Below are 20,505 nucleotides of genomic sequence, written 5' to 3' on the forward strand. Positions count from 1 at the left end.
GAGCAAAGATTCAAATTTCTTCAAGTATACTGTAAAAATTGTATGGGGTTGATTGTTACCTTCGCGCAAACTACATGTAATTGAACTCGGGCAGGGAAAATCTTCGAATACAGAAATGGGTGGTAACAGTAGCCGTACTGCTGTTCATCGTTAAAATAGTGGCATTTTGGGTAACCCGGTCAGTGGCCATCCTGACTGATGCACTGGAAAGCACGGTAAACGTAATTGCCGGTTTTATAGGATTGTACAGTTTATACGTGGCCGCAAAACCACGCGATGAAAATCATCCTTACGGCCATGGCAAAGCCGAGTTTCTATCGGCCGCGGTTGAAGGCACACTCATCATTGTGGCCGGCCTGGTGATCATTTACGAATCGATACTTCATTTTATATATCCCACTGAATTAAAACAGCTCGATCGGGGTATTGTACTGGTAGCCTTTACTGCATTGATCAATTTTGTAGTAGGATATATCAGCATTCGTATTGGAAAGAAAAACAATTCCCTCGCACTTACCGCCAGTGGCAAACACCTGCAAACAGATACCTACTCTACCCTGGGCATCATTCTGGGTCTGGTATTGATCCGGTTTACCCACCTCAACTGGCTGGATAGCGTAACCGCCATCATCTTTGCTTTTATCATTATCGTTACCGGTTATCAGATACTGCGCCATTCCCTGGCCGGTATTATGGATGAAGCCGATAAAGAACTGCTGCAAAAAATGCTGGCCGTTCTAAATGCCAATCGCCGCACCAACTGGATCGACCTGCACAACCTGCGGGTAATAAAATACGGCGGCCAGTTTCATATCGACTGTCACCTTACGGTGCCCTGGTACCTGAATGTGATAGAAGCGCATAAAGAAGTAGAAGAACTGGGCAACCTTATTAAACGAGAATTCGGGACCGTGTTTGAGTTATTTGTACATACTGATCCCTGTCTTGATTTTTCCTGCAGCATCTGTACCCAAAACGACTGTACCGTTCGTCAACGTCCTTTCGCCAGGCAAATTGAGTGGACGCTGGAGAATGTATTGCAGGATAAGAAGCATAGTTTGTGAGTGGTGAGACTGCCTTTCATTCTCTGCCTTATGCCCTCTGCCTTCTGCCCATAAAAAACCATATATTCGCTTCCTATTGCTATCAAACATATTACTCAAATAAACTCATGATTATGCAAGCCTGGAAAGATTACCAGGAAAAGAACAAAGATCGCTTCCTGGATGAATTACTGGAATTGTTACGCATCCCTTCTGTGAGCGCGAACAGCGACCACAAGGATGATATGAGAAAATGCGCGGAAAAAGTACAACAACGGTTGTTGGAAGCCGGTGCTGCTTCAGCCAAAGTGTATGAAACCGCCGGCCACCCGGTAGTATATGCCGAAAAGATCATTGATCCTTCCAAGCCAACTGTACTGGTGTATGGCCACTACGATGTGCAACCTCCTGATCCGTTAAACCTCTGGCACAGCGGTCCGTTTGAACCGGTTATCAAAGACGGCCGTATTTATGCCCGCGGATCTGCCGATGACAAAGGGCAGTTCTATATGCACGTGAAAGCCCTGGAAATATTATCAAAAACCAACTCCCTGCAGAATAATATCAAGTTCCTGATAGAGGGTGAAGAAGAAGTTGGTTCCCCTAACCTCGCCGATTTTGTTGCTGCACATAAAGACCTGCTGAAATGCGATGTGATCCTCATCAGTGACAGTTCCATGATCAGCATGGAAAATCCATCCATCGATATTGGTGTGCGTGGCCTGGCTTACATTCAGGTTGAAGTAACCGGCGCCAACCGCGACCTGCACAGTGGTGTATACGGCGGCGCAGTAGGCAATCCTATTACCATGCTGGCCAAAATGATCGCCAGCTGTCATGATGAAAATAACCACATTACCATTCCCGGCTTTTATAATGATGTAGTGGAGTCAACGCCTGCAGAAAGAAAGCTGATGGCGGAAGCACCCTACGATGAAAATGAATATAAAAACGACCTGGGCGTACAAGAATTGTGGGGCGAAAAAGGTTATACTACCAACGAGCGTACCGGTATTCGTCCAACGCTTGAAGTAAATGGTATCTGGGGCGGTTATACCGGCGAAGGCGCCAAAACCGTGCTTCCTTCCAAAGCATTTGCAAAAATTTCCGCACGCCTGGTACCTAACCAGTCTTCTGAAAAAATTACGGATATGCTATTGCAGTACTTCCGCAAAATAGCACCGGCCGGCGTTACCGTGGAAGCGCATAACCTGCATGGTGGGGAACCCTACATGACACCCATCGATTCAAAAGCCTACCAGGCGGCGGCACAAGCCATTGAAACAACGTTTGGCAAAAAGCCCGTTCCTGTTCGCGGCGGTGGCAGTATTCCCATCTGTTCTATTCTGGAAAAAGAACTGGGTGTAAAAATTGTGTTCATGGGTTTTGGGCTGGATAGCGATAACCTGCATTCTCCCAATGAAAAATTCGACCTGGTGAACTTTTATAAGGGTATCGAGACGATCCCTTATTTCCATAAATTCTTTGCTTCTTAAAGGGCAAAGGGCAGAAGGCAGTGGGGGAACAGCCACGAACCCAAAGCCTGAACGTGAAAGCAGAAAGGTAATTCAATCTTAGGTTTTTACCTTTCTGCTTTTAGCTTTTTCACTATTGCCTATTGCGCATTGCCTATTGCCTTTTTTGTATCTTTGGAGTAGAAGAAATAGAGGAAATATGAGCGGCAATACAGATAAAACCGAAAAACTTAGAATAGATAAATACCTGTGGTCCATCCGTTTATTTAAAACGCGTTCCATGGCTGCCAATGCATGCGACAGTGGTAAAGTAAAATGCAATGGCGACCAGGTAAAAGCATCGCGCCAGGTACATGTGGGCGATGAATACGAGGTTAAAACCGAAGCCCGCCGCTGGCGGGTTAAGGTGGCCGCCTTACTGCACAATCGCGTTGCACACAGCGAGGCCATCAAATATTACATCGATATTACCCCGGCTGAAGAACTGGAACGGTTACAATTCCAGGCTTCGAGCTTTCATACCGGTAAACGCCTTAGTAAAATTGGCCGTCCTACGAAAAAAGAACGTCGGGACCTGGATGAATTCATGGAATAATACCGGCCTCCCCCCGCCTCCGCCAGCTGGCGGAAGGGGAGTTGTAAGCCTCGCGACTAAAATCTGCGGCCTGATTTCTATTGCGGCGTTACCGCGCAGGCTTTCACTTTTTTACCTTTAGGCTGTATTCCACTTACAGCGTACGGCTTATAGCTTACAGCCTGTATTTATTATCTTTGTGCCATGCGTATCGACATTATTACCGTTGTGCCCGAATTACTCGAAAGTCCTTTTTCGCATTCCATAATGAAAAGAGCCCGCGACAAGGGTTTGCTGGAGGTGCATGTGCATCACCTGCGCCAATGGGCCGTTAATGAATACGGGCAGGTGGACGACTACCAGTATGGTGGCGGCGCCGGCATGGTAATGATGTGTGAACCGCTGGCCAATGCTATTGAAACGCTGTCGAAAGACCGCCAGTACGATGAAGTTATTTTTATGACCCCCGATGGAGAACGGTTCAACCAGTCGATCGCCAATCAATTGTCGCTAAAAGAAAATCTCATCATTATCTGCGGCCATTACAAAGGCATCGATGAACGCATTCGTGAACACTTTGTTACACGCGAGATCTCTATTGGTGATTTCGTATTAAGTGGTGGAGAACTGGCTGCTGCTATTGTAGTAGATGCCATAGGCCGGTTATTACCCGGGGTGTTAAATGATGAAACCTCCGCCCTCATGGATTCCTTCCAGGACAATATACTCGCTCCGCCTGTTTATACCCGCCCGGCCGATTTCAGAGGCTGGAAAGTACCTGACATCCTGTTAAGCGGCGATCCTAAAAAAGTAGAAGACTGGCGCTATGAGCAATCCATACAGCGCACCAAGATCCGCCGCCCTGATTTATTAGATAAGCATTAAAAAAGCGGTCTGGCGCCAATAGACCAAACCGCTTCACATCAGGATAGTAAATTATGCTATCAAAAAAATAAGCAGATAAATTATCAACTGCATAACCAGTGTAAAGACAATCGTCTTTTTCATAAGGGATGGATTTACGTCTATACAAAAGCACGCTGCGTGCCAAAGTGATTTTATTTGTATAGGAGTTCTACGCACCGTAGTTAACTCAATCACCATTCCCACTGATTATCAATTTGTTTAATTATATAAATTTATTCACATTGGTAAATTACTTCAAGGTGATCTCCACTTTCACCGGTTTCCCATTAAACTCAACCGTTAGAAACTCATTAGAGAGCTGCTGAAACGGGTCCAGTTGTTTACCAAAACTACCGGCATCTACAGGTTTACCATTAACCGTTGCCTGATTAGCCAGTGCAACCGGCAATTCGAATTTGAAAGTACGTTTGAACTTCTTTCCGTATTGATTGGGATTGTTGGTAGTAATATCGATCGTTACTTTATTACCTGCCGTAATACCTTTAAAGGTCACCAGTTCGTAATCGGCCCGCTCCAGGGTTCTGGTGCTGCTGCCATCATCATCGTACCAAGCATAGCTGGAAGCGTAAGTAGATGGATAATACCGGATAGTGATATTCTTTGAATCAAATGATTCTGTTGATTTGATGGTATCTTTCGAGAACCATAAAGGAACAAAACCACCTTCGCGTACAAACACCGGCAGTTGTTTTATATCGGCCGGCTGATTGATGAATTTACCTCCATCTGTAACCGAATTGTTAGCCAGGCTGTACCATTTACCCGCCGGCAAATACAACATGCGGGCAGTAGCGCCCTGACTGGTGATGGGTGCTACCAGTAAATTATCGCCCCACATGTATTCATCCTCTGCTTTTAAAGCAACACTATCGGCAAAACTGTAATAATATAACGGCCGCATCAATGGTTTTCCCCAGGCAGCCTGATCGTAACTTAATGAGTAGTTGTATGGCAGTAACTGGTAACGCAGTTTTATATAATTCCGCGCAATGCTTTTATAAGGTTCTTCCAATGTTGTTCCTGATGGGCGGAACACAGGTGTAAAGGCGGCAAACTGTAACCAGCGGGTATACAATTCAGGATCGGCGCCTTCGGTTGCAGCAAACCCACCGGCATCGGAATGGATATAAGGCAATCCACTCAGGCTCATTCCCAACAAAACCACCGGCTGTGATTTTAAACCGCCCCAGCTTCGTGCCACCTCACCCGACCAGGGTAATACGCCATACCGCTGGCTGCCGGCAAAACCGGAGCAGTTCAACAGGAACAAACGCTGGTCGCTTACATCGGAGGAATATTTCTCGAAGAACATTTTACTGAAGTAATGTGCGTAAACGTTATGCACTTCATCGGCAGCCATAGGACGTGCAACCCCATAATCTTTCAGGTTGTGCATCATACCGGCCGGATGTTTTTCTGGTTCTGTCAGATCGAGCCACCAGCCGCTTACGCCATTGCCAACCTGCTTTTTGTACGACTTCCAGATAAAATCCTGGGCCGGTTTGCGGAAGATATCCAGCAGTCCGCCTGTGCCGTAAGAAAGATCGTTCACCATCATCGGACTGCCATCGGCGCCTGATGCCAGAAAAGGTGCCGCCTCAGCATAGATTTTTGTATTCTGTAATATATAGGGTTCGGTAATGAGTACCGATTTCAAATTATCTTTTGTTCTGAGATCGGTGATCATTTGTTTGGGGTTGGGCCATTTTTGCATATTCACCCAATCGATGTTACCCAGTGTACCTTTGGTATTATCGCCAAACCAGAACATATCGAACAGCAGTCCATCCATAGGGAAATTATCCTGCTTCATTTTACCAACGGCCTCCTTTACCTGTTCTTCACTGCGATAACCGGAGCGGGAAACAAAATTGCCAAACACCCAGCGGGCGGGTAAGGGTTGGCGGCCGGTGATAGAAGAATAATTAGCCATGATCTCATCGATATTCTTCCCAAACACCACATAGTAGGTCAGTTCACCGCTGGGGAAACCAGCTTCCAATACATTCTTATCAGTTAACCCGATATCAACATAACCTTTGGAAGGATTATCAAAAAACAATCCATAGCCGGCAGAAGAAATGAAGAAGGGCACTGAGAAGCTAAGGTTTTCGGCACCCAGGCCGTAGTCGGGTGAAGTGCTGTTGTATAAATTGAAGCGATGACCGCGGCGATTCATGGCTACGGCACGTTCGCCGCCGCCGAATATCTGCTCGTTATCGAATAACTGAAAACGGAACCCGCGGGTATCGCCCTGAGCAAAATAAGCAGCGGATTTTACCTTAACTTCTTTGCCTGTTTTATAATAAAACTTCTCACGCTGCACCACTACACTGGTGAGGTTGTCCCACTCCACCGTTTGGGATGCAGCCACCGTTATCTTGGTACCAACCACTGGTGGCTTGTTAATAACGGCATCTGATATTTGTTCGTTCTTGCTGTAGTCGGCTGGTTTGTACGTTGTTTTAATAACGGCATTGTTATACCCCTGGAACGTCCAGGTGCCTTCTTTGGCTTTGTAGACCACTTCGGAGGTTTTTCCAACAAACGGGTCTTTGCCAACCGTGTTTACGATCACCTGTTGGGCATGAACCGATCCTGTAACCAATACCAATATGGCCAGACTGATCCTTCTTTTAATGATTTCCATAATACCTGATTAAGACATCAAATTAAAGAAACAACTGTTACAAACAAACCTGATCAGGCATAAAAAAAATTGCCCCGACGCATCGGGGCAACTGTATGGTGCTAATAAAAAGTTAAAGCGCTATTGTTTGGGCATTTCGAATATTTTCATGTCGACCGGTTTATTGATCTCGACCTTTTTATTGGTCATAGATACGGTAAGCCCAGACACGGTAATTTCTACATTAAAAGGCACCGTATATCCGTTTTCGGTTTTCTTATAATTTGAAATAAGCATACCCGTTTCTATTTCCATTCCATTTACATTGGCTTTTATGGTGTTTTTCACCTGGTACCACGTAGTAGCATCTATCCAGGCAGTGATTTCCGGTCCGGCCTTTGTTTTTACCTTGAGTTTGTAGGCATCTTTCCCATTCAGGGTTTCCTTTCCTAACAACGTTACCGTATTACCTTTAGCTGCATAATTATAAAAGGGACCGGTCAGGTCCATTTGTGCCAGACCTGCTTTTGCCTGATCGGGGGTCATAGCGGTAGGTGTGGTTGAACCTCCGAACGGGTTTATCATCCAACCGCTTGTATCGGTATAACACTGGACCAACTGCTGGCCCATCAAATTCATTTCGTTTTTGAAGGCTTTTTGATTTACTATCCAGCTGGTGCCATCTGCCGCAGCGCCATTCATATCCACATCGTATTCTACATACATGGTGTTCATGGATGCCACCTTGTCTTTACCACCCAGGGCTTCGAAATATTTATTTATTATTTCATCAACGGTTTGTGCTTTCAGGGAAACTACAGAAAGCATACCGACTGCCAACAATGCTATTCTAAAGGATCTCATTCAATTTGAAATTTTTGGTGTAAATAAAATTAGTAAATGAGACGTCTAAAATATTACAAAACACCTGCATCTTTTTAATTTAATATTGCAAGGGGAGAAAACCGAGGTAAGAGGTAAGAGGTAAGACGTAAGAGGTAAGAAGAGCTTGAAATTCGGAGATTTCTTACTTCTTACATCTTACTTCAGATTGTTATATTTTAGCTCATACTATAATCATAAATATGAATTTCGCAATAACAGGGCAATTGGTTGACTTCTGGCAGAAAAAGATATATACGGCTGCTATAACCGTAGTTAACGGTAAAATAGAAAACATAACGCCCGTTGACGACGACAACGCCGCCCTACCCTATATTCTGCCCGGTTTTATCGACAGCCATGTGCATATTGAAAGCTCCATGTTAGTGCCGCGACAGTTTGCACGGCTGGCGGTTGTACATGGTACGGTAGGCACTGTCAGTGATCCACATGAAATTGCCAATGTGTGTGGCATGAAGGGCGTTGAATACATGATCGAAAATGGCAAAACGGTTCCCTTTAAATTTTTCTTTGGGGCGCCCAGCTGCGTACCAGCCACTACTTTTGAAACTGCCGGTGCTACCCTCGACACGGCAGCCGTAGCGGCCCTGTTACAAAAAGATGAAATATATTATTTAAGTGAAATGATGAACTTCCCCGGCGTGTTGTACAACGACCCGGTGGTGATGGATAAGATCTGGGCGGCCCGCCGGGCCGGTAAACCCATCGACGGGCATGCACCCGGTTTACGCGGTGAGCAGGCCCGCCAGTATATTGAAGCCGGTGAACCGGGCAATGTGATCATCAGTACCGATCATGAATGTTTTACCCGCAAAGAAGCATTGGATAAACTCGAATATGGCATGCAGATCATCATCCGCGAAGGAAGCGCTGCCCGCAATTTTGAAGCGCTGATCGATTTGCTGAACGACTATCCCGAAGAAATAATGTTTGGCAGTGACGACAAACACCCCGACAGTTTGGTGGCCGGTCATATAAACCAGTTGTGCGCCCGGGCAGTGGCTAAAGGCATCGATGTGTTCAAAGTATTGCAAGCTGCATGCGTAAACCCCGTTTTACATTATCACCTCCCCGTTGGATTATTGCGTGTTGGCGACCCCGCCGACTTTATTGTCACCAGCGATCTGCAACAGTTCCAGGTGCTGCAAACCTATATCAATGGCGAACTGGTAGCTGAAAATGGCACCTCCCATATTGCCTCACAACCTTCCACCCTTCTCAATAATTTCAATTGCAGTCCAAAGTCTGTGGCCGATTTTCAAATGCCCTGGACAGGCGCAACCAGCATCCCGGTTATTGAAGCACTGGATGGACAACTGATCACCAATAAACTGATGGTATCGCCCAAAACACAGCATGGATACCTGGTGAGTGATACGGACAGGGATATCCTAAAAATAGCCGTAGTGAACCGGTATACCGATGCTGTTGTAGCCCTGGCGTTCATAAAAAACTTCGGCTTAAAAACAGGCGCTATTGCCAGCTCAGTTGCGCACGACAGTCACAATATTGTTGCAGTAGGTGTTGATGATGAAAGCTTATGCCAGGCCGTAAATGCGGTAATAGCGCAGCAAGGCGGTATAAGTTGTGTGAGCCCGCAGCGTACGCAGGTATTGCCTTTGCCTGTAGCGGGTTTAATGAGCGCTGAAGACGGTTATGAAGTAGCCCGTTCTTACACGGCCATTGACACCATGGCCAAATCGCTGGGATCTATCCTTTCCGCGCCGTTTATGACACTTTCATTTATGGCATTGCTGGTTATACCGCATTTGAAATTAAGCGATCTGGGACTGTTCGACGGAGATACCTTTAAGCTGCTAGAACCCTGACAATAGGTAGGTTATGTGACTTCACATATAAATGCTTTTTTACTAAAGTTTTCTTTATATCTTTATTAGCGACCATTTACTATTACCTGCTCCTTTCCTCTGAAGCTTAAAAGGTTTAAGCCGTATAACCAATTTGGAACCAAAAAGCCTTATGTGATGCCGACAACAACAGTAAATACGACGCAAGGAGTGGAACAATGGTTATCTAAAACTGTAATTCCCGAATCTCCCTTCACACTATTTGTAAAAAACGTACACCCTGTTAGTAGCGAAGCCCAGGCGTTCATCAATCAAAAAGCCTATTCAAGCCAATTGAACAAAGGCGAAATGCTGGTGTCTGCGGGCACCATCTGTGGGAATGTATACCTGATAAAAAAAGGCATTCTGCGTAGTTATATAAAAGAAGATAAAAAAGAGATCACCACCTGGATCTCGGGTGAACAGGAACTGGCCACCTGCATTACCAGTTTTGGCTTACAGCAACCCGCACGCGAAAATATTCAGGCGCTGGAAGACTGCGAGTTATCTACCCTGAGCTTCGATGACCTGCAATATCTGTATGATAATTTCCCGGAAGCCAATATCGTAGGCAGAAAAATTCTGGAGAAATATTATCGGGATGCAGAGGAAAGGGCCTTTATTGCCCGCCTCATGGAAGCCACTTCCAAATACAAACATTTTATAGCCACCAAAAGCGATCTGCTGAACCGGGTTCCGCTGAAATTTATTGCTTCTTACCTGGGAATGACGTTGGAGACACTTAGCCGGATCAGGAGTAAGTTGTCGAGAAGTATTACGGAATTTAATAAGGCAGTGGGCAATGGGAAAGAGGCAATGGGCAATGGGCAGTAGGCAATGGGAATACACCTCGGCACGGCAATTCCGGCCTTCGCTGCGCTAAGGGCCGGTGCACACTTTCCCCAAACTCATAACTCAATAACCCAATAACTAAATAACTTAAGAACTGTGGTCTTTGAAAAAAACCGCACTTCAATTGACGCTCAGTGCCTTAACAGCTGCTTCGTCTCCGCTCAGCATCTATTTACCGGAACTTTGAACTTAATATTTTGAACTAAGAACTTACTTCCGCTTTTACCGGTAATTTCTCCGGTTTTACCGACTTATGCCATCCCCCTGTCGGCCTGCGCTTGCCTGGTGAGCCTGCGCGGGATAGCTTTGTGTAAAATTATTAATCGATGCGCGACAAATCACTCAGAGACCAGCGGAAAGCCTTTAGAAGAGAAAACAGAAAGGCATTTCTGAGAAAACGCAAAAGAAGCGGCAGTGTGCTGGCTGGTCTGCTGTTAATGTGCGTGGGTTCCTTATTACTGGCAAGAGCCTTTGGCTTCCCCTTCCCTGAATGGATGTTTACCTGGCCCATGATCATTATCGCTTTTGGTTTACTGGCCGGCGCCGGTAATGCCTTCCGCGATCCGGGCTGGATTGTTATTTCAGGCGTAGGAACCGTATTTCTGCTGCAAAAGATCTGGCCCAACATGAGCATCTATATGTTCCTTTGGCCAATACTCATCATAGTTTTAGGTTTTATCATCCTTGTGGCGCCCCGCCGTCACCGCATGTGGCACGATCGCTGGGCAAAATTCAAGGAAATGAAGGAGGCTGAAGGCTGGGGTAAAGATGAATGGCGGAACTGGGCTGAAAAAAAGGACTGGCGCCGGAATGAATGGAAAAACTGGGCTCATAACCAGGGCTGGCAAAACACCCCCCAGGCAGAAAATATTCAGGCCGATCCGCTCGCAGAAAACCCAAACACTGAAAATAGCACCCCTAATAACCCCGATTCCCAAGGCGGCAGCTTCGATAACTGGGTAGAAGCAGTAACCGTTTTTGGCAACATAAAAAAGCGGGTGTATTCAAAAAACTTTAAAGGTGGCGATGTAGTATCCATCTTCGGCGGTGTAGAAATAAATTTAACGCAGGCCGATTTCAATGGTGCCATCACTATCGAAATGACCCAGATATTCAGTGGCGCCAAACTGATCATTCCGCCACACTGGCAAATACGCTCTGAAATGATCGCCATTTTTGGTGGCATTGAAGACAAGCGTCCACCCCAGGCCCACTACGACGAGAATAAAGTACTTATTTTAAACGGTACTACTTTCTTCGGTGGTCTTGAAATAAAAAGTTACTAATAAACTTATTCCTACCAACCATTAAAAATCTATGATATGAACTGGTTTCTGGCAAAAATAGTATACCAAATCGTATGTGGAGAAGGCGATCACACCGCACAATTTGATGAGCAGTTGCGACTGGTACAGGCTGCTGACGAAAACGAGGCGTTTGATAAAGCAAAGGCCATAGGTGAACAGGAGCAGGAAATGTTCCTGAACCAACAACAAAAACTGGTAACCTGGCAGTTTGTGAATGTATGCGAGTTGTATAAAATATCGGCTCTTATAGATGGTGCCGAATTGTATTCACGCATACAGGAAACCGATAATGCCGGTTCGTATATCGAGCTGGTAAATAAAAAGGCCGCTCATATTAAAGCCGCCAATACACACAAGTATTTACAGTTATTCTAGTATCTTAACAACCAACTTTAGTCAACGTGGCCATATCACCACTTGGTACATTCAAGAATAAGATCATATTTGCAGCAGCCTGGCTTGCCTGGTCGCTGATGCAGGTGAAGTTATTGCAGGATTGGGGCCTGCCCGGGCGCATAGCAACCATGGACAGCCTGGTGAGCAATCTTTTGTTAGCCGCCATGACCGTCCTTATCATTAATAACCTCAAGTATTACCGGCCAAAGAAGGGAAAGTATATTTATCTCATCATCGTTTGTGGCGTAAAAGCCTGGTTACTGACCGCGATTGTGAAATATGCCATGATAAACATTTATCCCGATCAAAAGGAATACCTGCAATTCCTTGACCGGTTTATGCCCATTCGTTTTTACATTGCGCTGCTGATCACTTTGATCGTAGCACTTATCAGTGAACTGTTTTATACCCTGGAAGAACAAAAAGAAAGTGAGCATCGCAAAACAGATGCCGAGAAACTGGCCCGTGAGGCGGAATTATATAAACTGCGTCAACAGTTACAACCCCATTTTCTATTCAACAGCCTGAATTCAATCAGCGCCCTGATAACCATACAACCGGCCCAGGCACGCAAAATGATACAACAGTTGTCGGATTTTTTAAGAGGCACCCTGAAAAAAGAAGATAACCAGTGGATAAGCCTGGAAGATGAATTACAACATTTACAACTGTACCTGGATATTGAAAAAGTTCGGTTTGGCCACCGGTTGAACACAACCCTGCACAGTGAAACCTGCGACAAACTGCAATTGCCCAGTATGCTGTTACAACCCCTGGTTGAAAACGCTATCAAATTTGGGTTGTACGATACTACCGATACCGTAACCATCAGCATTGCCGCTACCCAGGAGAACAATTACCTGGTGATCACTATACAAAACCCCTTTGATCCGGAAACCTCTTCGCCCAAACACGGAACAGGTTTTGGATTGAGTTCGGTACAACGAAGATTATATTTATTATTTGCGCGGAACGATCTGCTGAACACCCGCCACACCGATAATCTGTTTACCACTGTTATAAAAATTCCACAGCCATCGTAGCTGATCACGAACTTTGTTTTAACAATAGAAAAAGTATATAGAAGATGAAAAAAGCCATTATTGTAGATGATGAACCCCTGGCCCGTATGGTTGTAAAAGAATACCTGCAAAACCATCCTTCCATTACGGTGATGCAGGAATGTAATGATGGCTTTGAAGGCATCAAAGCAATAATGCAGCACCAGCCCGATGTAATTTTCCTGGACATTCAAATGCCCAAGATCAACGGGTTTGAAATGCTGGAACTGGTTGAACAGCAGCCGGCCGTGATCTTCACCACTGCTTTTGATGAATATGCGATAAAAGCTTTTGAAAGTCACGCAGTAGATTACCTGTTAAAACCCTTTAGCCAGGAACGCTTTGATAAGGCCATAGAGCGGTTAACTGATCGCGATACTGCCGGTGCTACCAATAATACCCGCGACCTGCTGGATACCGCCGCACAAGGCCCACAGCAAAACCAGCGTATTGTGGTTAAAACCGGAAATAAGATAAAGATCATTCCTATCGATGATGTGCATTACCTCGAGGCGGCAGATGATTATGTAAAGATCCACACCAAAGAAGGAGCTTTTCTGAAAAACAAAACCATGGGGCACTTTGAAAAAGTATTGAACCCTCAACAGTTTGTACGCACCCACCGTTCCTACCTCGTGAATGTGCAGCTGGTTACCCGTATCGATCCTTATGAAAAAGAAAGCTACCTGGCCCAGTTAAAAACGGGTGCCCAGGTACCCGTAAGTAAAACAGGATATGCCAAGCTGAAATCAGTTTTAGGCATCTAAACGCCACGGGCAATCCGGTTTCAGCTATTATACAGGTGATGGGTGTTATACCGGGTGAACGGGTAATGCTGACAGATATGTTTGGAAAAAGTTTATTGCTGTCGTCCCCGGCGACAACTAATCTTATTCAGCTTGATGTGGCTCATTTACAGCCAGGTATGTATGTGATAAGCACCGGGAACAGAAAGATAAAGGTTCAGAAGAAATAAGTAATCATTCACGTGGATAACGGTTGGGCATCATGACCTTTTTATAACAAAACCCGCTACCACAGCGGGTTTTAACTTTTCTCTGGCAGCTTACCCATCCTAAAATCAGCCTTATGTTGATTTCCAGGCCGGCTATCGCGTTGTATATTTGCATTACGAAACACATCAAACAGCACCAACCGTGCACTTCTCGTAAAAATACGTTGCTTCCCTCCGCTTAGCCTACGCATTGTCTCTGCCTCCCACGATTGTAAAATTCCATATTACGCGATTGTATCTCCATTACACGACGTAGTAAACAGATCAATAACATATACAAACTTTACAATTATGAAAAAGGCAATGAGGAATTTTGGTATAGCTTTAATCGCTTTAACCTTAGGTTTTGCAACTGTAACACTCGCTAACGACGAAGACGGTAAAAACAAACATACAACAGATTTGAAGTTCATCGGAAACCTGGAGAATCAACCTGTTTTCCAGTTAGACCTGATCAATGCAGAAGAGGATGACGTTACGGTAACTTTCCGTGACGATGCTGGTAACGTGCTTTATGTTAATACATTCAAAGGCGCTAACATCTCCAAAAAGTTCATGTTGAAATCTGAAGAATTTGGTGATACTGCTCTTAATGTAACCGTTAAGTCAAAAAAGAACAACACCACTGAGGTGTATACCATCAACAGAAGCCACACTTATGTTGAAGAAACAGTTGTAAACAAACTGAAATAATCAGGTTCATCCAGTCATACAGCTATTAAATAGAGATTTCATGAAGGCCCCTGACGTTATAGTCAGGGGCTTTTTTGTGTCAACTTGTTAACTCGTCCACTTCTCCTTATAGTTGAGAAATATACTTCCCAGCTTGCTCTTTAATCAATCGCTGCCCGGTTGTAATCGCCTGCTGTACTGATCTTCCGGCTTCTTCTGTGGAAATGTCGATAGTAGTTGTTAATGCCTTCAGGTACCAGTCGCGCCACACTTCCAGGATATGGGTTTCTTTCGCTTTGTCGTTTCCGCCCTGTACCGCCTTTTTGCTTAGCTCAAATTCTATTTGTAATCGTTGCAAGGCATTGCGGGTAATGTCTTTGATCAGCGCTGTGGCTGTTTTATCATTGGCAGTGGTAAGCAGAAAGGCAGTAGCCAGTGCGCTTTTGCCTACATGTTTCATTTCAATGGGTGAAACCATGTCGAGCCTGTCGGCATCGGTATGATAGAACACATCTGTAAAATGCCACATCAGCAAACCGGGGATCTTTGCATTCAAAAATGGCGTGTGATCGCTGCCACCCTCAAACGGGTTGGTGCGTACCACCCAGCCTGTTTTGGCTGCTTCATACAAACACCGGTTTAACAGCAGGTCGTTAAAGTAATGTGGGAACAGCTCCGATTCTTTTAATTCACTGCCACCCCATTCGGTATGTTTCTCGTTCCCACGTGTCCACACAGCTGAAGGATCGGGCATTTTTTCTATCAGGAAAGTACCACCGGTTTTTTGAATGTCCTCCCCTATCATATCCAGGCTCAATCCCCATTTAATGCCTTTGGCCCTTATTGAATCATCCTGGATATACCGGCGGGTACCCACTATTTCATCGCCCCATAAAAAAGTAATGGTGCGCTGTGGCGTTAGTTTCTTTTGTTGTACCAGCACAGCCGTAGTACGTGCCATTTCAGCCAGTGTGCCCACCCCCGATGCATTGTCATTGGCCCCTGGTTCCTGCACATGTGCGCTAAAGACAAACCGTTCATCGGGTTTTGTTTTACCCCGCACATTGGCTACTATCGTCAACTCTTCCGACGCATAGATCTTTGTGTTCACCATCACTTTCAGCAATACGGGTCCTTTTTCCAGTGCAGCCTTCAATTTTTCTTTGGCGGCATAGGATAACACCAAGCCCCATTTTTGATTTACAGAATCAGTATAACCGATTCCCTGGAATTGGATGGAGTTGGTATATTTTGTTGGTTGCGTATACCGGGGCATGGAATAAGCCAGCGCTCCAATAGCACCGTTTTTAACAGCGTTGGGGTATACACTGCCAATACCGCCTTCGGCCATTACAATTTTTCCTTTTACGTCTTTCCCTTCCAGCTCTTTGGAACTGCCTTTACCAATGTATACCAGTTCGGCCGTTACCCCGGCAGCCGGTGTTGATGCCGAATACATGGCGATCATATTCCGGTTGGTTTTGAATTGCAACAATGGTTCTTTGTCGCCAACAATATATACACTGGCATCTACGGGCTCCCAGGTGGCATGTTTCATGGGACGTTTTTCAATGCGATAGGTAAGCGTTCCCGTTGCTTCGCCATTGGTTTCTTTTTTATACCCGGCTTGTTGCAGTATTTTTTCTACCTGGTAAATGCTTTCATTGAAACCGCTGTTACCGGCCAGGCGCCAGCGCTGTTCAACAAACCATACGGTGTTGTATGCCTTTTGTTCGATGAAAGTTTTTTCTAATATCCGGAAGTACTTTTTTTCGCGGGAAGTTGTTTGGGCCGTGGCCGTCAGCAATAGCAGGAGTGATAAGGATAAAGTCAGGAGCTTTTTCATGATAAGGTCTGCGCAATGGAGTTAACATTACGGACCTAAATTTACTTATTCCTGTAATTCAGCGCTGTTAATTTCTAACAGGCAGGCTGCAAGCCTTAAGCTGTAAGCTGTAAGCAAATACAGTTCCCGTCTTTCGCTTTTTATGCGTTACCGCGACGGCTTACAGCTTAAGGCTTATAGCCTGGGGCTGCTTTCTTACGCTTCCTGCCCAATCCAAACAGCGCCGCCAATGCTGCTGCGGGTAGCGCCGGTAACGGAAGCCAGGACATTGTTTTCTTCGCGCCAGCGCAGTACCCCTATCAGGGCCATTATAAGCGCTTCCTTAAAGTCGATCAAATTCTTTTCGGTTGTTATTAATTCCACTCCTACGGGCTGTAATGCAGCCTGCAGGCGTTCTAACAAAAAAGTATTATGCGCACCGCCGCCAGTGGCCAGCAGTTTCATGTCGGTACTGGCGGGTGGTTGTTTTTGCAGCATGGCATTTACCTGTTCGCCGATCTGGATGGCAATGTGTTCAACCATGGTGCGCAAGGCATCGGCAGTAGAAATATTGCTGCTTTTAATCAACGGGTATACCACATCAGTACCAAAATCATTGGCCAGCGATTTGGGATAGGGCATCTGGTAATACTCCAGTTCGTTCAACAGTTTCAGCAAACCGGTATGCACGGTTCCGGAAGCCGCCAGCTGACCGCCATCATCATATGGCTTTCCTGCTTCGTGCGCCAGCATGTTTAACACGCGGTTAGCCGGACAAACATCAAATGCGAGGTATTTATCGGGATGGTTGTAAGAAATATTGGCAATGCCGCCCAGGTTCAGGAAAAAGGTGTAATTGCCCAGGAGCATTTTTTCACCAATAGGCACAATGGGGGCGCCTTGTCCGCCCAGGGCTATGTCCATGGCGCGCAGGTCGCTCACCACGTTAATACCGGTAACGGCGGCTATGGCAGCGCCATCGCCCAGCTGGCCGGTCATTTTTTTAGCGGGTACATGAAACGTAGTGTGGCCGTGGGAAGCGATCAATTGTACCTGGTACTGCAGGTTATGGCGCTCGATGAACGCATTTACCTGCTCCCCGATATAATGTCCGTATTCGGTATGCAACAGTTGATAATCCAATCCGTTAAGCTGGATGGCGCCCCGCAGCCTGTTCGCCCACTCTTCAGAGTAGGGTTGGCAATCAGCCGCTTTTATTTCATATTCCCACTGGCCTTTACTTTCGTGAAATTCAATAAAAGCGATATCCAGTCCGTCGAGAGAACTTCCGCTCATTATGCCAATTGCCCGATATATCATAGCGTTTGGTAGATTTCTGGTATTAAAAAAGAATATTTTAGAATAGATTTGCCCGTCAAATTTCATATATCGCCATACAAAATCCAAAACTGTTCTCATGGTTATTAACCTCAGCAATGAATGCTCCCTGGTTTGCGACTGGATCAGCGAGATCCGGGATGTTCAAATCCAGACGGACCGTATGCGGTTCCGGCGTAACCTGGAACGTATTGGTGAAATAGCTGCCTACGAGATCAGCCGACAGCTGGTATATGAAGAAAAGGAAGTACAAACGCCTTTGGGCATTGCCCCTTCCAGGGTGTTGAAAGAACAACCGGTACTGGCCACTATTTTACGGGCAGGGCTGCCACTGCACCAGGGCCTGCTGAATTACTTCGACAAAGCCGACAACGCATTCATTTCAGCTTACCGTAAACACAATATGGATGGCAGTTTTGAGATCAGTCTGGATTATATTTCCTGCCCCGAACTTGAAAACCGGGTGGTGATCATTTCAGACCCTATGCTGGCAACCGGTTCCTCCCTGGTAAAAACCATACAATACCTGCGCGAAGAAGGACACCCGCGCGAAATTCACGTAGTGGCCGCCATTGCCTGCGCTGTGGGCATCGAATATGTGCAACGAAGCGAACCGAATGTGAAGATCTGGTGCGGTGCCATTGACGAAGAACTGACCGCCAAAGGATACATTGTTCCCGGACTGGGAGATGCCGGTGATCTGGCATTCGGAACCAAGGTGCAGATGTAAAAATACTATCCGTTTTCCCTAGTGCAAAAGCACTATCTTTTCATGTACCAACTCTTTCTTAAAAAATAAAGTATACATTAGATATTTTGAATTTCGTGCAAGTTTTCCGAAGCGAAAATTTAATACCTGTTTATACCGTTATATACTCGGACTTGTCGTTTTTTTTCGTATTTTGTTATTAGACTCGAAACATATGCGGATGAGGAAATTTTATATTGCGATTTTACTTTGCACCCTGCTGAAGACTGCGGTAGCACAAGACCCCAATTTTTCACAATTTTTCGTTTCTCCCCTTACACTGAACCCTGCATTAACTGGTAAATTCAACGGCGATTTCCGCATAGCCGGTAATTACCGGGACCAATGGCCGGCAATCAGTAAGGCATTCGTTACCTCAACAGTTTCATTCGACGCGCCCATTTTACGCAACAAATTGTCAGACCTCGATACGTGGGGAGTGGGAGTGCTGGCAATGACAGATAAAACAGCTAACGGTATCCTATCAACTAATTTGCTCTCCGTATCTACTTCGTATCACAAGGGTATCGATGAAGACGGGTTGAACTCAATTGGTATAGGCTTCCAGGGAACTTACAATACCAAACGGCTCGATGGTACCAAACTGAACTTTGAAGATGAGCTGGATCAGTTTGGCGGCTGGACCAACCCCAGCGGTGAAACCGTTAACGACCGTCAGATAAACCTGAGTTATTTCGATGTATCGGTAGGTGCCCTGTTCAATGGTTCTACTGATGGCTATAACAACTACTACCTCGGGATATCAGGTTACCACCTCAACAAACCAAAAGAATCTTTCACCGGCGATATTTTTTATACGCTCAATCCGCGGGTAACCGTGAATGCGGGTGGGTCCATTCCACTGGCCGACAATACCCGTAATATTTACATCAGTACCCTGTTCAGCCGGCAGGCCGGTGCTACCAATGTTGTAGCCGGTGGTGCTGTTGGGTTCAACATGAACGAGGATGAAGACAACCCCACCAGCTTTTATGCAGGTGTTTGGACGCGCTTCAATAACGTGAACGATGCCCTGATCCCTTACCTGGGATTGGAATTTGGCGGGTTCCGATTGGGTGCTTCGTACGATGTGAATATCTCAAGCCTGAAAGCGGCTTCACAAAGCCGTGGCGGTATCGAGATCTCACTCATCTTTATCAAACGCCCGCCAGGTTATAAAGGCATCCCCTGTCCGCACTTTTAACACTACCCTTCTGTTTCGCTCATGATTAAATTATAAATAGAGAGGCCGCTGGATATGTTACATTCAACGACACTAAGCATTTTGGGATTTCTTCCCGCTTACATTTGGATTGTCTTTTAAAATAAAGCGGTAAGGGAGTTTCGCATCTTCGCCAGCATAGTCGATACCAATACGCGGGGTGGCGATGATGTCTTTTTTAGCGACTACAAAATCATCATCGGCAATATAGATTTCATCGCCCAGCAAACTCACGCCGGTATGACGGGTGGTAATTCCCAGTGCTTTTGACACATTGCCGGGCCCCTTGGTTAGGGTATAGTCGGCCCGGTGTTTGCCGGTGCGCTCCAACATGGTGTTTATGCCATGGATAGGGTCAAGGGCACGCACCAGGATGGCATGAGGGGTATCTTTCTGGTTAGTGACCACATTAAACAACTGATGAATACCGTACACCAGGTAAACGTAGGCAACGCCGCCAGCCTGGAATATCACCTCTGTTCTGTTGGTCCTTCTGTTGTTATAAGCATGCGAGGCCCGGTCAATAGCACCGGCATAGGCCTCGGTTTCAACGATACGGCCCGACGTTATTACTTCCCCAAAATGAGTAATCAGTACTTTGCCGATCAATTCTTTCGCTATCTTCACCACATCGGCACGATTATAGAATGCGGAGTCTAATTTTTTCATTG

General features: G+C 45.7%; 19 protein-coding genes. 14 read left to right on the forward strand and 5 right to left on the reverse strand.

Features of this window, described 5'->3' with window-relative positions; all coding sequences use genetic code 11:
- The first annotated feature begins 80 nt into the window (after positions 1–80).
- From BMX95_RS00325 to trmD, 4 genes are all read left to right on the forward strand, one after another.
- Positions 81–1,064, forward strand: coding sequence for a cation diffusion facilitator family transporter (locus tag BMX95_RS00325; RefSeq protein WP_081199719.1), 984 nt, complete (start codon positions 81–83; stop codon positions 1,062–1,064).
- A 113-nt stretch (positions 1,065–1,177) separates the two neighbouring features.
- The gene (locus BMX95_RS00330) at positions 1,178–2,539 is read left to right on the forward strand and encodes a dipeptidase (RefSeq protein ID WP_081199935.1); all 1,362 of its coding nucleotides are present in this window, start codon (positions 1,178–1,180) and stop codon (positions 2,537–2,539) included.
- Positions 2,540–2,717: 178 nt separating this feature from the next.
- Positions 2,718–3,113 carry an RNA-binding S4 domain-containing protein gene (locus BMX95_RS00335; protein WP_081199717.1) on the forward strand — a complete coding sequence of 132 codons (396 nt, stop codon included), beginning with the start codon at positions 2,718–2,720 and terminating at the stop codon, positions 3,111–3,113.
- Between the two features lie 183 nt (positions 3,114–3,296).
- Positions 3,297–3,977: a tRNA (guanosine(37)-N1)-methyltransferase TrmD gene (trmD, locus tag BMX95_RS00340; RefSeq protein ID WP_081199714.1), complete on the forward strand. Its 681-nt coding sequence runs from the start codon at positions 3,297–3,299 to the stop codon at positions 3,975–3,977.
- A 271-nt stretch (positions 3,978–4,248) separates the two neighbouring features.
- Here the strand turns inward: trmD and BMX95_RS00345 are convergent, their stop codons facing one another.
- Both BMX95_RS00345 and BMX95_RS00350 read right to left on the reverse strand, forming a co-directional pair.
- The gene (locus BMX95_RS00345) at positions 4,249–6,669 is read right to left on the reverse strand and encodes a TIM-barrel domain-containing protein (RefSeq protein WP_081199712.1); all 2,421 of its coding nucleotides are present in this window, start codon (positions 6,667–6,669) and stop codon (positions 4,249–4,251) included.
- 120 nt (positions 6,670–6,789) lie between these two features.
- Positions 6,790–7,512 (reverse strand): LolA-like protein, encoded by a 723-nt coding sequence (locus tag BMX95_RS00350; RefSeq protein WP_133053897.1) that lies wholly within the window; start codon positions 7,510–7,512, stop codon positions 6,790–6,792.
- 221 nt (positions 7,513–7,733) lie between these two features.
- Here BMX95_RS00350 and ade point away from each other — a divergent pair, with 221 nt between their 5' ends.
- From ade to BMX95_RS00385, 8 genes are all read left to right on the forward strand, one after another.
- Positions 7,734–9,380 carry an adenine deaminase gene (gene ade / locus BMX95_RS00355; RefSeq protein ID WP_081199708.1) on the forward strand — a complete coding sequence of 549 codons (1,647 nt, stop codon included), beginning with the start codon at positions 7,734–7,736 and terminating at the stop codon, positions 9,378–9,380.
- A gap of 156 nt (positions 9,381–9,536) precedes the next feature.
- The gene (locus BMX95_RS00360; protein WP_081199706.1) at positions 9,537–10,232 is read left to right on the forward strand and encodes a Crp/Fnr family transcriptional regulator; all 696 of its coding nucleotides are present in this window, start codon (positions 9,537–9,539) and stop codon (positions 10,230–10,232) included.
- Between the two features lie 344 nt (positions 10,233–10,576).
- Positions 10,577–11,536, forward strand: a complete 960-nt coding sequence (locus BMX95_RS00365; RefSeq protein WP_081199704.1) for a LiaF transmembrane domain-containing protein — start codon at positions 10,577–10,579, stop codon at positions 11,534–11,536.
- Positions 11,537–11,572: 36 nt separating this feature from the next.
- On the forward strand, positions 11,573–11,932 hold the full coding sequence (locus BMX95_RS00370) for a DUF4288 domain-containing protein (protein WP_081199698.1): 360 nt from the start codon (positions 11,573–11,575) through the stop codon (positions 11,930–11,932).
- Positions 11,933–11,958: 26 nt separating this feature from the next.
- Positions 11,959–12,996 (forward strand): sensor histidine kinase, encoded by a 1,038-nt coding sequence (locus BMX95_RS00375; RefSeq protein ID WP_081199696.1) that lies wholly within the window; start codon positions 11,959–11,961, stop codon positions 12,994–12,996.
- A 44-nt stretch (positions 12,997–13,040) separates the two neighbouring features.
- Complete coding sequence (locus tag BMX95_RS00380; protein WP_081199694.1) at positions 13,041–13,781, forward strand: LytR/AlgR family response regulator transcription factor; 741 nt, start codon at positions 13,041–13,043, stop codon at positions 13,779–13,781.
- Positions 13,763–13,990, forward strand: a complete 228-nt coding sequence (locus BMX95_RS35785) for a T9SS type A sorting domain-containing protein (protein WP_425311888.1) — start codon at positions 13,763–13,765, stop codon at positions 13,988–13,990. Before BMX95_RS00380 ends, BMX95_RS35785 begins: the two co-directional genes overlap by 19 nt.
- A gap of 330 nt (positions 13,991–14,320) precedes the next feature.
- Complete coding sequence (locus BMX95_RS00385) at positions 14,321–14,722, forward strand: hypothetical protein (RefSeq protein ID WP_081199692.1); 402 nt, start codon at positions 14,321–14,323, stop codon at positions 14,720–14,722.
- A gap of 106 nt (positions 14,723–14,828) precedes the next feature.
- On the opposite strand, the gene BMX95_RS00390 is transcribed toward BMX95_RS00385, so the two are convergent.
- Complete coding sequence (locus tag BMX95_RS00390) at positions 14,829–16,547, reverse strand: M28 family peptidase (protein ID WP_081199690.1); 1,719 nt, start codon at positions 16,545–16,547, stop codon at positions 14,829–14,831.
- A 195-nt stretch (positions 16,548–16,742) separates the two neighbouring features.
- On the reverse strand, positions 16,743–17,945 hold the full coding sequence (locus tag BMX95_RS00395; RefSeq protein ID WP_342342279.1) for an anhydro-N-acetylmuramic acid kinase: 1,203 nt from the start codon (positions 17,943–17,945) through the stop codon (positions 16,743–16,745).
- Between BMX95_RS00395 and upp the strand changes: the two genes are divergently transcribed.
- Positions 17,944–18,594: a uracil phosphoribosyltransferase gene (gene upp / locus BMX95_RS00400; protein WP_081199688.1), complete on the forward strand. Its 651-nt coding sequence runs from the start codon at positions 17,944–17,946 to the stop codon at positions 18,592–18,594. The two genes, BMX95_RS00395 and upp, sit on opposite strands and share 2 nt — an antisense overlap.
- 199 nt (positions 18,595–18,793) lie before the next feature.
- Positions 18,794–19,816 carry a PorP/SprF family type IX secretion system membrane protein gene (locus BMX95_RS00405; RefSeq protein ID WP_242673105.1) on the forward strand — a complete coding sequence of 341 codons (1,023 nt, stop codon included), beginning with the start codon at positions 18,794–18,796 and terminating at the stop codon, positions 19,814–19,816.
- A 72-nt stretch (positions 19,817–19,888) separates the two neighbouring features.
- Here BMX95_RS00405 and BMX95_RS00410 read toward each other — a convergent pair whose 3' ends face one another.
- On the reverse strand, positions 19,889–20,503 hold the full coding sequence (locus BMX95_RS00410; protein WP_081199931.1) for a DNA-3-methyladenine glycosylase: 615 nt from the start codon (positions 20,501–20,503) through the stop codon (positions 19,889–19,891).
- Between the last annotated feature and the right edge of the window lie 2 nt (positions 20,504–20,505).

This window comes from Niastella yeongjuensis (genome assembly GCF_900110245.1).
GTDB lineage: Bacteria > Bacteroidota > Bacteroidia > Chitinophagales > Chitinophagaceae > Niastella > Niastella yeongjuensis.

Coding starts and splice junctions, on each gene's coding strand:
- upp (WP_081199688.1), top strand. CDS start 17,944: ATGGTTATTAACCTCAGCAATGAATGCTCCCTGGTTTGCGACTGGATC.
- BMX95_RS00385 (WP_081199692.1), top strand. CDS start 14,321: ATGAAAAAGGCAATGAGGAATTTTGGTATAGCTTTAATCGCTTTAACC.
- BMX95_RS00365 (WP_081199704.1), top strand. CDS start 10,577: ATGCGCGACAAATCACTCAGAGACCAGCGGAAAGCCTTTAGAAGAGAA.
- BMX95_RS00395 (WP_342342279.1), bottom strand. CDS start 17,945: ATGAGAACAGTTTTGGATTTTGTATGGCGATATATGAAATTTGACGGG.
- BMX95_RS00370 (WP_081199698.1), top strand. CDS start 11,573: ATGAACTGGTTTCTGGCAAAAATAGTATACCAAATCGTATGTGGAGAA.
- ade (WP_081199708.1), top strand. CDS start 7,734: ATGAATTTCGCAATAACAGGGCAATTGGTTGACTTCTGGCAGAAAAAG.
- BMX95_RS00390 (WP_081199690.1), bottom strand. CDS start 16,547: ATGAAAAAGCTCCTGACTTTATCCTTATCACTCCTGCTATTGCTGACG.
- BMX95_RS00335 (WP_081199717.1), top strand. CDS start 2,718: ATGAGCGGCAATACAGATAAAACCGAAAAACTTAGAATAGATAAATAC.
- BMX95_RS00405 (WP_242673105.1), top strand. CDS start 18,794: ATGAGGAAATTTTATATTGCGATTTTACTTTGCACCCTGCTGAAGACT.
- BMX95_RS00360 (WP_081199706.1), top strand. CDS start 9,537: ATGCCGACAACAACAGTAAATACGACGCAAGGAGTGGAACAATGGTTA.
- BMX95_RS00380 (WP_081199694.1), top strand. CDS start 13,041: ATGAAAAAAGCCATTATTGTAGATGATGAACCCCTGGCCCGTATGGTT.
- trmD (WP_081199714.1), top strand. CDS start 3,297: ATGCGTATCGACATTATTACCGTTGTGCCCGAATTACTCGAAAGTCCT.
- BMX95_RS00410 (WP_081199931.1), bottom strand. CDS start 20,503: ATGAAAAAATTAGACTCCGCATTCTATAATCGTGCCGATGTGGTGAAG.
- BMX95_RS00330 (WP_081199935.1), top strand. CDS start 1,178: ATGCAAGCCTGGAAAGATTACCAGGAAAAGAACAAAGATCGCTTCCTG.
- BMX95_RS00345 (WP_081199712.1), bottom strand. CDS start 6,669: ATGGAAATCATTAAAAGAAGGATCAGTCTGGCCATATTGGTATTGGTT.
- BMX95_RS00350 (WP_133053897.1), bottom strand. CDS start 7,512: ATGAGATCCTTTAGAATAGCATTGTTGGCAGTCGGTATGCTTTCTGTA.